This window comes from Phenylobacterium sp. (assembly GCF_036563285.1).
Taxonomy (GTDB): domain Bacteria; phylum Pseudomonadota; class Alphaproteobacteria; order Caulobacterales; family Caulobacteraceae; genus Phenylobacterium.
In genome coordinates, this window is sequence record NZ_DATCMR010000012.1 from 215,491 (window position 1) to 230,278 (window position 14,788).

At 70.0% G+C, this 14,788-nt stretch carries 18 protein-coding genes; 14 read left to right on the plus strand and 4 right to left on the minus strand.

Annotated features, from left to right (window positions below; translation table 11 throughout):
• Position 1: 1 nt before the first annotated feature.
• Positions 2-1,231, plus strand: coding sequence for a 5-aminolevulinate synthase (hemA, locus tag VIL76_RS19395; protein ID WP_332046721.1), 1,230 nt, complete (start codon positions 2-4; stop codon positions 1,229-1,231).
• A gap of 278 nt (positions 1,232-1,509) precedes the next feature.
• Here the strand turns inward: hemA and VIL76_RS19400 are convergent, their stop codons facing one another.
• Positions 1,510-1,749, minus strand: coding sequence for a hypothetical protein (locus VIL76_RS19400; RefSeq protein WP_332046722.1), 240 nt, complete (start codon positions 1,747-1,749; stop codon positions 1,510-1,512).
• A complete protein-coding gene (locus VIL76_RS19405; RefSeq protein ID WP_332046723.1) occupies positions 1,749-2,186 on the minus strand; it encodes a MucR family transcriptional regulator in 438 nt (145 codons plus the stop codon). The genes VIL76_RS19400 and VIL76_RS19405 overlap by 1 nt, the downstream gene beginning before the upstream one ends.
• A gap of 186 nt (positions 2,187-2,372) precedes the next feature.
• On the opposite strand from VIL76_RS19405, the gene glyA reads away from it, so the two are divergent.
• The 9 genes from glyA (at position 2,373) to VIL76_RS19450 (ending at position 9,035) form a co-directional block, all read left to right on the plus strand.
• The gene (gene glyA / locus VIL76_RS19410; protein ID WP_332046778.1) at positions 2,373-3,662 is read left to right on the plus strand and encodes a serine hydroxymethyltransferase; all 1,290 of its coding nucleotides are present in this window, start codon (positions 2,373-2,375) and stop codon (positions 3,660-3,662) included.
• A gap of 32 nt (positions 3,663-3,694) precedes the next feature.
• Positions 3,695-4,168 carry a transcriptional regulator NrdR gene (gene nrdR / locus VIL76_RS19415; protein WP_332046724.1) on the plus strand — a complete coding sequence of 158 codons (474 nt, stop codon included), beginning with the start codon at positions 3,695-3,697 and terminating at the stop codon, positions 4,166-4,168.
• A 144-nt stretch (positions 4,169-4,312) separates the two neighbouring features.
• On the plus strand, positions 4,313-4,954 hold the full coding sequence (locus VIL76_RS19420; protein WP_332046725.1) for a RibD family protein: 642 nt from the start codon (positions 4,313-4,315) through the stop codon (positions 4,952-4,954).
• Positions 4,954-5,544, plus strand: a complete 591-nt coding sequence (locus VIL76_RS19425) for a riboflavin synthase (protein WP_332046726.1) — start codon at positions 4,954-4,956, stop codon at positions 5,542-5,544. Before VIL76_RS19420 ends, VIL76_RS19425 begins: the two co-directional genes overlap by 1 nt.
• 29 nt (positions 5,545-5,573) lie before the next feature.
• Positions 5,574-6,041: a 6,7-dimethyl-8-ribityllumazine synthase gene (ribH, locus tag VIL76_RS19430; RefSeq protein ID WP_332046727.1), complete on the plus strand. Its 468-nt coding sequence runs from the start codon at positions 5,574-5,576 to the stop codon at positions 6,039-6,041.
• The gene (gene nusB / locus VIL76_RS19435) at positions 6,038-6,487 is read left to right on the plus strand and encodes a transcription antitermination factor NusB (protein ID WP_332046728.1); all 450 of its coding nucleotides are present in this window, start codon (positions 6,038-6,040) and stop codon (positions 6,485-6,487) included. The genes ribH and nusB overlap by 4 nt, the downstream gene beginning before the upstream one ends.
• Entirely contained in the window at positions 6,447-7,421 is a 975-nt protein-coding gene (thiL, locus tag VIL76_RS19440) for a thiamine-phosphate kinase (RefSeq protein ID WP_414695448.1), read from the plus strand. The genes nusB and thiL overlap by 41 nt, the downstream gene beginning before the upstream one ends.
• A gap of 64 nt (positions 7,422-7,485) precedes the next feature.
• Complete coding sequence (locus VIL76_RS19445) at positions 7,486-8,535, plus strand: type III polyketide synthase (protein ID WP_332046730.1); 1,050 nt, start codon at positions 7,486-7,488, stop codon at positions 8,533-8,535.
• Complete coding sequence (locus tag VIL76_RS19450; RefSeq protein WP_332046731.1) at positions 8,532-9,035, plus strand: isoprenylcysteine carboxyl methyltransferase family protein; 504 nt, start codon at positions 8,532-8,534, stop codon at positions 9,033-9,035. Before VIL76_RS19445 ends, VIL76_RS19450 begins: the two co-directional genes overlap by 4 nt.
• Here the strand turns inward: VIL76_RS19450 and VIL76_RS19455 are convergent.
• Positions 9,032-9,967 (minus strand): pepsin/retropepsin-like aspartic protease family protein, encoded by a 936-nt coding sequence (locus tag VIL76_RS19455; RefSeq protein WP_332046732.1) that lies wholly within the window; start codon positions 9,965-9,967, stop codon positions 9,032-9,034. The genes VIL76_RS19450 and VIL76_RS19455 overlap by 4 nt on opposite strands.
• Before the next feature lie 136 nt (positions 9,968-10,103).
• Here VIL76_RS19455 and VIL76_RS19460 point away from each other — a divergent pair, with 136 nt between their 5' ends.
• A complete protein-coding gene (locus VIL76_RS19460; RefSeq protein WP_332046733.1) occupies positions 10,104-10,550 on the plus strand; it encodes a hypothetical protein in 447 nt (148 codons plus the stop codon).
• 191 nt (positions 10,551-10,741) lie between these two features.
• Positions 10,742-12,883 (plus strand): sodium-translocating pyrophosphatase, encoded by a 2,142-nt coding sequence (locus VIL76_RS19465; RefSeq protein WP_332046734.1) that lies wholly within the window; start codon positions 10,742-10,744, stop codon positions 12,881-12,883.
• A gap of 209 nt (positions 12,884-13,092) precedes the next feature.
• Here the strand turns inward: VIL76_RS19465 and VIL76_RS19470 are convergent, their stop codons facing one another.
• Positions 13,093-13,581 (minus strand): outer membrane protein assembly factor BamE, encoded by a 489-nt coding sequence (locus VIL76_RS19470; RefSeq protein WP_332046779.1) that lies wholly within the window; start codon positions 13,579-13,581, stop codon positions 13,093-13,095.
• 105 nt (positions 13,582-13,686) lie between these two features.
• On the opposite strand from VIL76_RS19470, the gene VIL76_RS19475 reads away from it, so the two are divergent.
• Together VIL76_RS19475 and VIL76_RS19480 are read left to right on the plus strand one after the other, a co-directional pair.
• On the plus strand, positions 13,687-14,211 hold the full coding sequence (locus VIL76_RS19475; protein ID WP_332046735.1) for a ubiquinol-cytochrome C chaperone family protein: 525 nt from the start codon (positions 13,687-13,689) through the stop codon (positions 14,209-14,211).
• A complete protein-coding gene (locus tag VIL76_RS19480) occupies positions 14,208-14,729 on the plus strand; it encodes a DUF177 domain-containing protein (protein ID WP_332046736.1) in 522 nt (173 codons plus the stop codon). Before VIL76_RS19475 ends, VIL76_RS19480 begins: the two co-directional genes overlap by 4 nt.
• The last annotated feature ends 59 nt before the right edge of the window (positions 14,730-14,788 follow it).

A 14,788-nucleotide genomic window follows, 5' to 3' on the forward strand; every position in this document is an offset into this window, starting at 1 on the left:
GATGGATTACAGAGCCGCGTTCAAGACCGCCTTGGAAAGGGTCCACGCAGAGGGCCGCTACCGGGTCTTCGCGGACCTTAAGCGTCACCGCGGCGAGTTCCCCTGCGCCACCTGGACCCGGGACGACGGGACCCAGCAGGACGTCACCGTCTGGTGCTCCAACGACTACCTCGGCCAGGGCCAGAACCCCGTCGTGCTCGACGCCATGCACAAGGCGATCGAGGAGGCCGGCGCCGGCTCCGGCGGCACCCGCAACATCTCCGGCACCACCCACTACCACGTCGAGCTGGAGCGCGAGCTCGCCGACCTGCACGGCAAGGAAGCCGCGCTGCTGTTCACCTCCGGCTACGTGTCCAACGAGGCGTCGCTGTCGACGCTCTACAAGATCCTGCCCGGCCTGATCGTCTTCTCCGACGAGCTGAACCACAACTCGATGATCTCCGGCATCCGCGCCGGCAAGCGCGAGCAGCGCCGGGTGTTCCGCCACAACGACCTGGAGCACCTCGAGCAGCTGCTGCTCGAGGCCGACCCGGCCGCGCCCAAGCTGATCGCCTTCGAGAGCGTCTATTCGATGGACGGCGACATCGCCGACATCCCGGCCACCGTGGCGCTGGCCAAGAAGTACGGCGCCATGACCTACATCGACGAGGTCCACGCGGTCGGCATGTACGGCCCCCGCGGCGCAGGCGTCGCCGAGCGCGACGGGATGATGGCCGAGATCGACATCATCGAAGGCACCCTGGGCAAGGCGTTCGGCGTCATGGGCGGCTACATCGCCGCCGACGCGGTGATCGTCGACGCCATCCGCAGCTACGCCGACGGCTTCATCTTCACCACGTCGCTACCGCCGGCGTTGGCGGCGGGCGCGGTGGCCTCGATCCGCTACCTCAAGGAACACGACGAGGTGCGCCAGGCCCACCAGGAGCGCGCCGCGACCCTGAAGGCCCGCTTCGCCAAGGCCGGCCTGCCGGTCATGCCCTCGGTGAGCCACATCGTGCCGGTGCTGGTGGGCGACGCCGTCCACTGCAAGCTGATCTCGGACATCCTGCTCCACGAGCACGGGGTGTACGTCCAGCCGATCAACTACCCCACCGTGCCGCGCGGGACCGAGCGCCTGCGCTTCACGCCCTCGCCGGCCCATACCGACGAGATGATGGACCACCTGGTCCAGGCGCTGGAGACCCTCTGGGTCCACTGCAACATCAAGCGCGTCGGCGGCGTCGCGGCCTAAGCCGCAGCGCAAGCCCGAAAACAAGGCCTTCGGAGCGATCCGGAGGCCTTTTTCATGCGCGGTGGGGAAGGGGAGCCGGCGCCAGAACAGGCGGCATCCGATGCACGGACAAGGCGGCTGCTAGACCGCTGCACGCTGTTCTGGCTGGCTCGACGGCGTTTGCTGGGTTGGCCGGTGATCAGTCGGCCGGAAAGCCCAGTGCGGCTCGCACGAAGCAAATGGAAGTTGGCCACCCGGCGCGGCGCTTTCAAGGCGCACGCGCCGCTATCCACAGGCGATTATTCGTAGACCTCGACGACCCGGCACACGGCGCTCCAGCCGCCGCGGAAGACGGCGATCTCGATCACCACCACGTCGTGGATCAGGCCGTCCCGCTCGACGATGAACAGGTCGCCCAGCCTGGGGACCAGCGGGTCGACCGACCAGATGGTCACCTCGCGGCGCGCCTCCAGGTCGTCGTCCAGGATCTCGTAGCCGCTCTCGGCGAAGGGCCGCAGGCCCGTGTCGGTGAAGGACATTACTTGCGTCTCCGGACGCCGCGGCCGAGGCCGATCTGTTTGGCGAAGTCCGAGCGGCGGGCCGCGTAGGCCGGCGCCACCATCGGGTAGTCGGGCGGCAGGCCCCAGCGGCGGCGGTACTCGTCGGGGCTCATGTTGTAGCGAGAGCGCAGGTAGCGCTTGAGCATCTTCAGGCGCTTACCGTCCTCGAGGCAGACGATGTAGTCGTGCTGCACCGACTTGCCGATCGGCACCGCCGGCTTCGGGCGCTCCTCGGGCTGGGCCTGCACGGCCCCGCCGCGGGAGATGCCTTCCAGCGTCTGGTGAACGGTGCGGATGATCTCGGGGACCGACTCGACGGAGACGGAATTGCGGCTGACGTACGCCGCCACGATCTCAGCCCCCAGGCGCAGGATTTCCTCGCCCGAACGATCGTCGGTGTCCGGACCCACGCTCATGCAAAACCCCCTTAGTTACCCAGCACGCTACCGCCTGGCGCCCCGCGTCGCGTGCACCATGGGTTAGGCCGGAACGCTGAAGCTGGGAGTTTGGTTCCGGCCGTTGGAAGGCCGCGCGCATCAGGGTAAACAGCGGGCTCCGCCCCGCCAGACTCAACGCCGTCCTGAAAGGCGCCGCCCTTGACCCTGCACGTGCAAGCCCAGCCCTCCACGGAAGACTTCTTCGGCCACGGGGTCGCCACGGGCGATCCGGAGATCGCCGCCATCCTCGGCCAGGAGCTGAAGCGGCAGCAGGACCAGATCGAGCTGATCGCCTCGGAGAACATCGTCTCCAAGGCGGTGCTGGAGGCCCAAGGGTCCGTCCTCACCAACAAGTACGCCGAAGGCTATCCGGGCAAGCGGTACTACGGCGGCTGCGAGGTGGTGGACGAGGCCGAGCGGCTGGCGCAGGAGCGGGCCAGACAGCTGTTCGGGTGCGAGTTCGCCAACGTCCAGCCCCACTCGGGGAGCCAGGCGAACCAGGCCGTGTTCATGGCCACCATGGCGCCGGGCGACACCTTCATGGGCATGAACCTGGACCACGGCGGCCACCTGACCCACGGCAAGAGCGTCAACCAGTCCGGCAAGTGGTTCCGCCCGGTGGCCTACGGCGTCCGCGCCCAGGACCACCTGATCGACTACGACGAGGCGTTCGAGGTCGCCCGCGCCGAGAAGCCGAAGGTGATCATCGCCGGCGGCTCGGCCTATTCGCGCGCCATCGACTTCGCGAAGTTCCGCGAGATCGCCGACGAGGTGGGCGCCATCCTGATGTGCGACGTGGCCCACTACGCCGGGCTGATCGTCGCCGGCGCCTATCCGAACCCGTTCCCGCACGCCCACGTGGTCACCACCACCACCCACAAGACCCTGCGCGGTCCCCGCGGCGGCATGATCCTCACCAACGACAAGAAGCTGGCCAAGAAGATCGACAGCGCCGTCTTCCCCGGCCTGCAGGGCGGCCCGCTGATGCACGTGATCGCCGCCAAGGCCGTCGCCTTCGGCGAGGCCCTTCGGCCCGAGTTCAAGCTCTACGCCCGCCAGGTGATCGACAACGCCCGTGCGCTGGCCGACAGCCTGCAGAGCGTGGGTTTCAAGATCGTCTCCAACGGCACCGACAGCCACCTCATGCTGGTGGACCTGACGCCCAAGGGCGTGAGCGGCGCCGACGCCGAGATCGCGCTGGAGCGGGCCGGGATCACCACCAACAAGAATTCGATCCCCGGCGACCCCCTGCCGCCGATGCAGACCTCGGGCCTGCGCGTCGGCTCTCCGGCCGGCACCACTCGCGGCTTCGGCCCGGGCGAATTCCGGCAGGTGGGTAAGTGGATCGGCGAGGTCCTGGACGGCGTCGCAGCCGGCGGCGACAACACCGCCGTAGAGCAGAAGGTACGCTCGGAAGTCGTGCAGCTGACGAAGCGCTTTCCCATCTACGCCTAATCGCGTTTTATGGCCGGGAAGGGGGCTGGAATATGCGTTGCCCGTTCTGCGGTCATGCCGAGAGCCAGGTGAAGGACAGCCGCCCGTCCGAGGACGGGGCGGCGATCCGTCGTCGGCGCCTGTGCCCCGACTGCGGGGGCCGGTTCACCACCTTCGAGCGCGTGCAGCTGCGCGAGCTGACCATCGTCAAGCGCTCGGGCCGGCGCACCCCGTTCGACCGCGACAAGCTCGCCCGCTCGATCGCCATCGCGACCCGCAAGCGCCCGGTGGACCCGGAGCGCCTGGAGCGGATGATCTCGGCCATCACCCGCCAGCTGGAAAGCATGGGCGAGACCGAGCTGCCGTCCTCGGCCATCGGCGAGCTCGTCATGAAGCACCTGAAGCAGCTCGATGACGTGGCCTACGTCCGCTACGCCAGCGTCTACCGCGACTTCAAGGAAACCGAGGACTTCGCCAAGTTCCTCGGCGAGGAAGGCCTGACCGAAGCCGCGACCGAAGAGCGTTGATTTCCCTCCCCTCCTGGGGAGGGACAGCTCGCCGAAGGCGAGCCGGGTGAGGAAGCCGCGTTCCAGCGCCGACCCCCTCGCCCAGACCCCACTTCCTCACCCTGGCCGCTTTCGCGGCCTGTCCCTCCCCTTTATGGGAGGGAAATGGTCACCTTGAAGCTCGCCACGTCGCTGGACGGCCGGATCGCCACCGCCGCCGGCGAGAGCCGCTGGATCACCGGCGAGGCCGCGCGCGAGCAGGCGCACCGGCTGCGGGCCGAGCACGACGCGGTGCTGGTGGGCGTAGAGACCGCCCTGGCCGACGACCCGGAGCTCACCGTGCGCACGCCCGGCTGGAACGGCCCGCAGCCGGCCCGCGTGGTGCTGGACAGCCGCCAGCGGCTCAGCCCTGACTGCAAGCTGGTCCGCACCGCGCGCGATACCCCCACCTACATTGTCGCCACCACCGAGCCCGACCCGGTGCTCGTCGACCTCGGCGTGCGGGTCCTGCAGGTCCGCGCCGTGGGCGAGGACCGGCCGGAACTGAAGACGGTGGTGCAGACCCTGGCCGCCGAGGGCCTGGAGCGGCTGTTCGTCGAGGGCGGCGGCCAGGTGGCGGCCTCTTTCCTTCGCTGCGGCCTCGTCGACCGGCTGGAGTGGTTCCGCGCCCCCATTGTCATCGGCGGGGAGGGGCGGCCGGGCGTCGGCGCGCTCGCCATTGCAGGGCTTGCCGACGCGCCCCATTTCCGGCGCACGGAGGTCTCCCAGCTCGGCGACGACCTCTGGGAGCGCTACGAGAGGATCTGATGTTCACCGGCATCGTCACCGACGTGGGACGCGTGCGCTCGGTCCGCGAGACCAACCGCGACCGCCGCTACGAGATCGAGACCGCCTTCGACCTCTCGACCGTCGACCTGGGCGCCTCGATCAGCCATGCGGGCGTCTGCCTCACCGTGGTCGAGAAGGGCGAGGGCTGGTTCGCCGTCGAGGTCTCTGGGGAGACGCTGGCCATGAGCACGCTCGGGGACTGGTCCGAGGGCCGCCGAGTGAACCTGGAGCGCGCCGCCCGCGTCGGCGACGAACTGGGGGGCCACATCGTCTCCGGCCACGTCGACGGGGTGGGCGAGGTGGTCTCCGTCGAGGCCGAGGGCGGCTCCCACCGCGTGCGGATCCGGGTCCCCCGTCCGCTGCACCGCTTCATCGCGCCGAAGGGCTCGATCACCGTCGAAGGCGTCTCGCTGACGGTCAACGAGGTGGAGGACGACGTCTTCGGCGTGAACCTGATCCCGCACACCTGGGACGTCACCACCCTGGGCGAGCTGACGCCGGGCTCGCGGGTGAACCTCGAGATCGACATGCTGGCGCGCTATCTCGCGCGCTGGCGCGAAACCGCCTAAAGGCTTCCCTCCAAGCCCTTAGGAGCCCCATGAGCGACGAGCCGATCCGCATCCTGATCGTGGAGGCGCGCTTCTACGACGACCTCGCCGACGCCCTGCTGGAGGGCGCGACCGAGGCCCTGAAGGCGTTCGGGGCGGAGTACGACGTGGTCACCGTCCCCGGCGCCCTGGAGATCCCCGCCGCCATCGCCTTCGCCGAGGAGGGCGGCCACCGCCCGGCCGGCCGGCCGGCCTATGACGGCTATGTGGCCCTGGGCGCGGTGATCCGCGGCGAGACCTACCACTTCGAGATCGTATCCAACGAGAGCGCCCGCGGGATCATGGACCTGACCATCGGCCGGCGGCTGTGCATCGGCAACGGCATCCTGACCACCGAGGACGAGGAGCAGGCCTGGGCGCGGGCCCGCATCAGCGAGGGCGACAAGGGCGGCGGCGCGGCGCGCGCGGCGCTCACCATGGTCGACCTGAAGCAGCAGCTGCTGGCCGGCAAGCGATGACCGGGCCCGTCAAGCAGGCGCGTTCGGTGGCGCGGCTCGCCGCCGTCCAGGCGCTCTACCAGATGGAGGTCTCCTCGGCCGGGGCGGAAGCGGTGATCCGCGAGTTCACCGAGCACCGCTTCGACCGCGACCTCGAGGATATGACGCTGGCCGGCGCCGACGAGCCGTTCTTCGCCGACCTGGTGCGCGGCGTCGTCGCCCACCAGAAGGAGGTGGACGTGGCCGTCGCCCGCAAGCTCGCCACCGGGTGGCGGCTGGAGCGGCTGGACGCCACGGTGCGCGCCATCCTGCGGGCCGGCGCCTACGAGCTGACCCACCGCCAGGACGTGCCCACCGAGGTGGTGATCGACGAATACGTGGAGCTGGCGAAGTCGTTCTTCGAGGGGCCGGAGCCGGGCTTCGTCAATGGAGCCCTCGACGCGGTGGCCCAGGATGTCCGGCGCTGACGAGTTCGGAGAGATCGCAAGGCTCTTCCGCCCGCTGACCCACGGCGCGGCGGGGGCCTTCGACCTCATGGACGACGCCGCGGTGATCCCGTCGCGGCCCGGGTTCGACCTCGTGGTGACCAAGGACGCACTCGTGGAGGGCGTGCACTTCCCCAAGGGCGAGGCGCCGGACCTGGTGGCGCGCAAGCTCCTGCGGGTGAACCTCTCCGACCTGGCGGCCAAGGGCGCCGAACCGTTCGGCGGCTTCCTCGCCGTGGCTTGGCCGAAGGCCTACGGCGCGCGCGACCGGGCTCGGTTCGCCATGGGGCTGTCCGCCGACCTGGAGGCCTTCGGCATCGACCTTCTGGGCGGGGATACGGTCTCCACCGAAGGCCCGTTCGTGACCAGCCTGACGGCGCTGGGCTGGGTGCCAGAGGGCCGCATGATCCGACGGCGCGGCGCCCAGCCGGGCGACCGCGTGGCAGTGAGCGGCACGATCGGCGACGGGGCGCTGGGCCTCTCCGCGGTGCTGGGCGAGATCCCGGACCCCGAGGGCCAGCTGGCCAGCCGCTACCGCCTGCCGTTCCCCAGGCTCGACCTGCGAGAGGCCCTGAGGCGGTTCGCAACGGCGTCCGCCGACGTCTCCGACGGCCTGGTGGCCGATGCGCGCCACGTCGCGGCCGCCAGCGGGGTCCGCATCACCCTGGACCTGGACCAGATCCCGCTCTCCGGCCCCGCCGCCAGCTGGCTGGAGGGCCAGCCCGACCTCATCGAGGCGCTGATCCGGCTGGCCACCGGCGGCGACGATTACGAGGTGGTCTGCACGCTGCGCGCGGACGCGCCCAAGCCCGCGGGCCTCACCATCGTGGGGCAGGTTTCCGAGGGCGAGGGCCTGGTCACCCAGATCGGCGGGCGTGTCGTCGACCCCGGCCACGGCGGCTGGCGCCACGGCTGAACACAACCTGGGGGAACCTCCGTCGCGGCTGCGGATTGGCTGCACGAGGCTTCCGGAGCTCCCCATGCCCACCCCCGTCGGGCTTATCGCGCTGGCGACGGCCTCGCCGCCGCACGAGCTGCCGCAGGCCGAGGTGGCGCAGGCCGCCCGGGAGATCTTCCGCGACCGCTTCCCCCAGTTCGAGCGGATGGCGCCGGTGTTCGACACGGCCGGCATCCGCACGCGGCAGTCGGTGATGCCCATCGAGTGGTTCTTCGAGCCCCGCGGCTGGCCGGAACGCACGCAGGCTTACCTCGCAGGGGCCGTGGACCTCTTCGAGCAGGCCGCCCGCGGCGCCCTCGACGAGGCGGGCCTGACCGGCGCCGACGTCGACGTGATCGTCACCGTCTCCTCCACCGGGATCGCCACGCCCAGCCTGGAGGCCCGCGCCATGGACCGGCTGGGCTTTCGGCCCGATGCGGCCCGCGTGCCGGTGTTCGGCCTGGGCTGCGCCGGCGGGGCCACGGGACTCGCGCTGGCCGCGCGGCTCGCCCGCGCCGAGCCCGGCTGCACGGTCCTCTTCGTCACCGTCGAGCTCTGCACGCTCGCCTTCCGCATGGACCAGCCGTCCAAGGCCGACATCGTCGCCACCGCCCTGTTCGGAGACGGCGCGGCCGCCTGCGTCCTGCGGGCCGGCGAGGACGGCTTCGCCCGCGTACAGGGGGTCGCCGAGCACACCTGGCCCGACACCCTCGACATCATGGGCTGGCGGGTCGATCCGCAGGGACTGGGGGTGATCTTCGCCCGCGCCATCCCGCCCTTCGCCCGCGAGCACCTGCGGCCGGCGATGGACGAGATGCTGTCCTCGAAGGGCCTGGGCGTGGCCGACGTGGACCGCTTCGTCTGCCATCCCGGCGGGATGAAGGTGATCGAAGCCCTGGAAGGCTCCCTGGAGCTGGGGCAGGGCGCCCTCGACCACGAGCGCCAGGTGCTGGCCGACCACGGCAACATGTCGGCGCCCACGGTGCTCTACGTGCTGGACCGCGCCCGGCGTTCGGGCCTGCCGCGCCGCTCGGTGCTGACGGCGCTCGGCCCCGGGTTCACCGCCAGCACGGTGACGCTCTCCGCGGCATGATCCTCTCCGTCGTGATCCTTGCGATCGTGACCCTCCAACGCCTGGGCGAGCTGGTCCTGGCGCGGCGCAACACCAAGCGGCTGCTGGCGCAGGGCGCGGTGGAGGCCGGCGAGGCGCACTATCCGATGATCGTGGGGCTGCACGCCGCCTGGCTGGTGGGGCTCTGGGCCCTGGCCTGGGACCGGCCGCCCGACCTCGTGCTGGTGGCGTGCTATGTCCTGCTGGAGGCCTTCCGGATCTGGACCATGGCAAGCCTCGGCCCGCGCTGGACCACCCGGATCATCATCCTGCCGGGCGCGCCCCTGGTGCGGCGCGGACCCTACCGGTTCATGCCGCATCCGAACTACGCCGTGGTGGTGGTGGAGATCGCGCTCCTGCCGCTGGTGTTCGGCCTGACGAGCTACGCCGTGGTGTTCTCGCTGCTCAACGCCTCGGCGCTGTGGGTCCGCATCCGCGCCGAGAACGCCGCCCTGCGCGGGGCGGCCCCCGAGGAGCGCTAGACGTCGGCGAAGTCGAAGCGGACCTGGCTGCGGCCGAAGTCCAGGGCCACCGACTTGAACTCGGTGAGCAGGTCCATCCCCAGCACGATGGCCGGCTTGTCCTTCAGCCCCCAGATGTCGAACACGTGCATGTCGGCGTAGAACACCGAGACGTTGCCCAGGTGCAGGCCGCCGAGCCGCAGGAACGGCAGGAACAGCATCTCGGCGGTGAACTTCTCGCCGGCCACCGTCTCGAGCCTGACCTTGCGGGGCTCGAACACCGGCTGCTTCTTACCGCGCTCGGCCTCGGCGATCAGCTGCCGGAGCGGCGTGTTGCACATGGTCACCTGCGAGCCGCTATCGATCATCGCGCTGATGTTGCGGCCGTTCAGGTCGGCGTCGACGATGGTCAGCTGCCCCAGCCGCTTGCGGGCGGGGACGACCACGCGCCCCTGGCCGGAGTGCTCGGCCCGGGTCTGGGTGATCTCGATCTTCTTCTTCTCGAAGTCGAGCACCAGGCGCTGCCCCTTCAGCCAGTCCACGCCCAGGACGCCGTCGACCCCCACGCCGCTGATCGGCAGCCCCGGCGCGCGCACCTCGCGCCGCTTGCGCGAGCCCACCACCAGGTGGTCGATGATGAAGCTGGGGCGCGTCCTGACGCCGACGACGGTGTGCACCGGCGCGGCCGGGCCCGAGGCCAGCATCAGCTTGCTGGCCAGGTCGTTGGACACGCACGAGACGTTGGCCCCGGTGTCCATGAGGAAGTTGAACGGCCCCTGCGCGTTGATGGTGACCGGCGCCACCATGTGCTCCCAGCGGCCCTTGGTGGTGTCGACCTCGGTGGGATCCTCCGCGAGGGGCGCCTCCTGCGCCCACGCGCTCTTAAGCGGCAGGGCGCCTGCGCCCGCAAGGGACATGAAGCCCGCGCCGGCCTGGCGCCGCGTGAGGAACATGGCCTGGAATCCTCCCTCCGATGGGCTCCCAGCATACCATTGTTGTCAGATATGGTCACGTTTGCGGCAGGCGGTCGGAAAGCATCTGCGAACGGTCTAAACCTTGCGGAAACCATGTCGCGGCAAAGCTTTAGCCATGCTCCGCCGCCCGCTCATCCTCGCCGCCGCCGCCCTGCTGGCGGCCACGTCCGCCGCCGCCTCCGGCGCGCCCGAGAAGCCCAGCAAGGAGGTCGGCCAGTACGTCGACGTCTCGCCCGTAGGCCTGCCGATCGTCGTGAACGGCCAGCTGGTGAACTACGTCTTCGTCTACGTGCGCATCAACCTGACCAGCGGCGCCAACCCGTCGAAGTGGCGGGAGAGGGAGCCCTACTTCCGCGACGCCCTGGTGCGGGCCGGCCACCGCACCCCCTTCACCCTCGCCGACGACTACCAGCACATCGACGCCGCCAGGCTCAGCGCCACCCTGTCGCGCGACGCCGCCGCGATCACCGGGCCGGGCGTGGTGAAGTCGGTCGTGGTCAGCTCCCAGGCGCCGCGCTGGCGCGCCCGCTCGCCCCGCCAGCAGGCCGCTGCGAAGCGCTGAAAAACCCTCGCCGCATCAGGCGTTGCGCCGACCGGCGTTCCTTGGCACTTTCCCGCCGGTCTGTTCAGGAGCGCCCGAGGGAAAGTCGCTCCATTTCATAGGGAAACCCGGGGTTGGGAGAGCACCGGCGGCCGCATTTCTGAGTCGGCGGCAGGTCCCCCTCCGCGCAATCGCAAAGGGGTGCGCTACACATGAGTACGCTTACGCTGGTGATCATCGCCGGCCTGCTCGCGGTCGTATACGCCGCGGTGCAAACCAGCTCGCTGCTCCGGCTCTCCGCCGGCTCGGCGCGCATGCAGGAGATCGCCGCCGCCATCCAGGAGGGCGCCCAGGCGTACCTGAAGCGGCAATACACCACCATCGCCATCGTCGGCGTCGTCATCTTCATCGCCCTGTGGCTGCTGCTGGGCGTCCTGCCGGCAATCGGCTTCCTGATCGGCGCGGTGCTCTCGGGCCTCGCCGGCTTCGCGGGCATGCTGATCTCGGTGCGGGCCAACGTCCGGACCGCCCAGGCGGCCTCCGAAAGCCTCGAGCGCGGTCTGTCCACGGCGTTCCGCGCCGGCGCGGTCACCGGCATGCTGGTGGCGGGCCTGGCTCTGCTGGGCGTGGCGGTCTACTTCGCCATCCTGACCAACGTGGTCACCGGGGAGGACGGCCAGCGGCTCGACCCCACCAGCCGCGAGGTGATCGACAGCCTCGTGGCGCTGGGCTTCGGCGCCTCGCTGATCTCCATCTTCGCCCGTCTCGGCGGCGGCATCTTCACCAAGGGCGCCGACGTGGGCGGCGACATGGTGGGCAAGGTCGAGGCTGGCATCCCCGAGGACGACCCCCGCAACGCGGCGACCATCGCCGACAACGTGGGCGACAACGTCGGCGACTGCGCCGGCATGGCCGCCGACCTGTTCGAGACCTATGCGGTGACCACGGTCGCCACCATGGTCCTGGCGGCGATCTTCTTCCGCGGGACGGACTACGTGGGCCCGATGATGCTCCTGCCGCTGGCCATCTGCGGCATCTGCATCCTGACCTCGATCCTGGGCACCTTCTTCGTCCGCCTGGGCAAGAGCCGCAACATCATGGGCGCCCTCTACCAGGGCCTCATCGTCACCGGCGTCACCTCGCTGATCGCCCTCTACTTCGTGATCGACGCCGTCGCGCCCGACGCGGTGGACACCGGGACCATGGCCTTCACCTCCATGGACCTCTTCTGGTGCTCGGTCGTCGGCCTCGGCGTCACCGCGGCCATCGTGGTGATCACCGAGTACTACACCGGCACGGGCTTCCGGCCGGTGAAGTCGGTGGCCAAGGCCTCCGTCTCCGGCCACGGCACCAACGTGATCCAGGGCCTGGCCATGTCGCTGGAGTCGACCGCGCTTCCGGCGCTGACGATCATCGTCGGCATCATCGCGGCCTACAACCTGGCCGGCCTGTTCGGCATCGCCATCGCCACCACCGCCATGCTCTCGCTGGCGGGCGTGATCGTGGCGCTCGACGCCTTCGGCCCGGTGACCGACAACGCGGGCGGCATCGCCGAGATGGCGGGGCTTCCGCCGGAAGTCCGCGTCTCCACCGACGCCCTCGACGCCGTCGGCAACACCACCAAGGCGGTGACCAAGGGCTATGCGATCGGTTCGGCGGGCCTCGGCGCGCTGGTGCTGTTCGCGGCCTACACCTCGGACCTGCGGTACTTCTCCGCCAACGCCGAGCCGGGCTCGTTCTTCGAGGGCCTCGGCGACGTCGCCTTCGACCTGTCGAATCCCTACGTCGTGGTCGGCCTGCTGTTCGGGGGCCTGCTGCCCTTCCTGTTCGGCGGCATGTCCATGACCGCCGTCGGCCGGGCCGCTGAAGCGGTGGTGGCCGAGGTGCGCCGACAGTTCAAGGAAAACCCCGGCATCATGACCGGCGAGGTCAAGCCGGAGTACGGCCGCGCGGTGGACATCCTCACCAAGGCCGCGATCCGCGAGATGATCGTGCCGTCCCTGCTGCCGGTGGTCACCCCGGTGCTGCTGTTCTTCGTCATCAACGCGATCTCGACCAAGAACGACGCCTTTGCGGCCCTGGGCGCCATGCTGATGGGCGTCATCGTGACCGGCCTCTTCGTGGCCATCTCGATGACCTCCGGCGGCGGCGCCTGGGACAACGCCAAGAAGCTGATCGAGGAAGGTCACTTCGGCGGCAAGGGGTCCGACGCCCACAAGGCGGCGGTCACCGGCGACACCGTCGGCGACCCCTACAAGGACACGGCGGGCCCCGCCGTGAACCCGATGATCAAGATCACCAACATCGTGGCCCTGCTGCTCCTCGCGGTCCTGGCCAACGGCGTGATCGGCTAACCTTCAGCCCCGGCTGAAAAGGAAGCCCCGGAGAGCGATCTCCGGGGCTTTTCTTTTGCGCATTTCCCTCCCCTGCAGGGGAGGGACAGCTCGCCGAAGGCGAGCCGGGTGAGGAAGTGTGGGTCAGGGGGGAGGCAGGCGCTTGAACGCGACTCCCTCACCCTGGCCGCTACGCGGCCTATCCCTCCCCGGGGGGGAGGGAAAATCGCTTACCGCCGGTCGCCCGGCCGGTTGCCGGGAATGCCCTCGTCCTGGTCGCGCGGCAGCATGCCGCCGCGGCCGACGGTGCCGAGCAGCTGCTCGAGGATGGTCAGCTCGCGGCCGCGGGTGGGCGTCTCGCGGCCGTTGAAGGCGATCACCTTGCCGTCCTTCAGCGTGTAGTTGTTCACGCTCTTCACGGCTTCCGAGTCCTTGTCGAACTCGATGGCCGTGATGTTGCGGGCCACGACCTTGGGCCGGCGGAAGGCGATCCGCTCCTTCACCTGGTTCATGTAGAACCAGACGTTGGGGTCGAACGTCGAGGTGGCCGAGGGCGAGCCCAGCTTGCCGCGCACGGTGGACTTGGTGTCGGCGCCCACCTTCACGTCCTTCGGGTCAGATTCGATGGCCTGGAAGCCCGAATAGGTGGTGATCGGCGCGCATCCCGCGGTCCCGAGGATCGCAGCGGCGAGGGCGGCATAGGCGGCGCGTCGAAGCATCATGGGATGGAGCCTGTTGGTTCTCTGGGGCTTTGACCTATCGTCCGCCGCCCCTTAGTTCAACGCGTCCTTTAGCCAGCGTCTCTGGCGAAATCGAGGCCGCAGATGCTCAACCGCCTGTTCCGACCCAGGCCCGCGCAGGTCGCCGGACGCGCGCTGTACGCCCGAGCGGTGGACCAGGCCCGCGCGCCCGCCTTCTACGAGCGCTACGCCGCTCCCGACACCACCGAGGGCCGCTTCGAGCTCTACAGCCTGCACGTCCTGCTGCTGATCGACCGGCTGCAGGGCGAGGGCGACGCGGCGGCCGAGGTGAACCAGGCGCTGTTCGACGCCTTCGTGAAGTCGCTCGACGACGCCCTGCGCGAGATGGGAGTGGGCGACCTCTCGGTAGGTAAGAAGATGCGCAAGCTGGGCGAGGCCTTCTTCGGCCGGGCGAAGAACTACCGCGCCGCCTTTGAGGCCCTGCCGGACCGCGAGCCCCTGGAGGCGCTGCTGGCGCGCACGGTCTACGCCGGCGCCGATTCGCGCGCGGCCGAGCTCGCCGACTACGTGCTGGCCCAGCGGGAGGCTCTGGCTGGCCAGCCCGCGGCCGCCATCCTGGAAGGCCATGTGGAGTGGAGGGCGCCATGAGCGGCGAATGGGCGAAACCGATCCGTCTGCACGAGATCGCCCGCGGCCCCCTGCGCCTGCAGGTCGAGGCCGACGCCGGCCAGCGTTCGAAGATCGCCGCCGACCTGGGCCTGGAGAGCCTGCCGGCGCTCACCGCCGAGGTGACCCTGAAGCCTTGGCTGGACGGGGTCGAGATGACCGGCCGCTTCCGCGCGATCGTCGAGCAGGTCTGCTCGGTCACCCTCGATCCCTTCGAGCAGCCGCTGGAGGGCGACATCGAAGTCCGTGCGGTGCCGCCCGGCAGCCCGCATGCGCCCACCCTCGACGGCCGCGAGATGGAGCTCGACCCCGACGCCCCGGATCCGCCGGACGTGCTGGAGGGCGACGCCCTCGACGTGGGGGCCTATGTGGTGGAGCACCTGGCGCTCGAGATCGACCCGTTCCCGCGCAAGCCGGGCGTCGAATTCCAGTTCACGCGCCCCGAGCCGGAGGAGGGCCCGTTCGCGGCGTTGAAGAAGCTTAAAGACCCTGAGGGCTAGCCAAGCCCTTAAGTTTGCATGTGAACGCCCGCGGGCGGTATCGTCGAGACACGGCGATT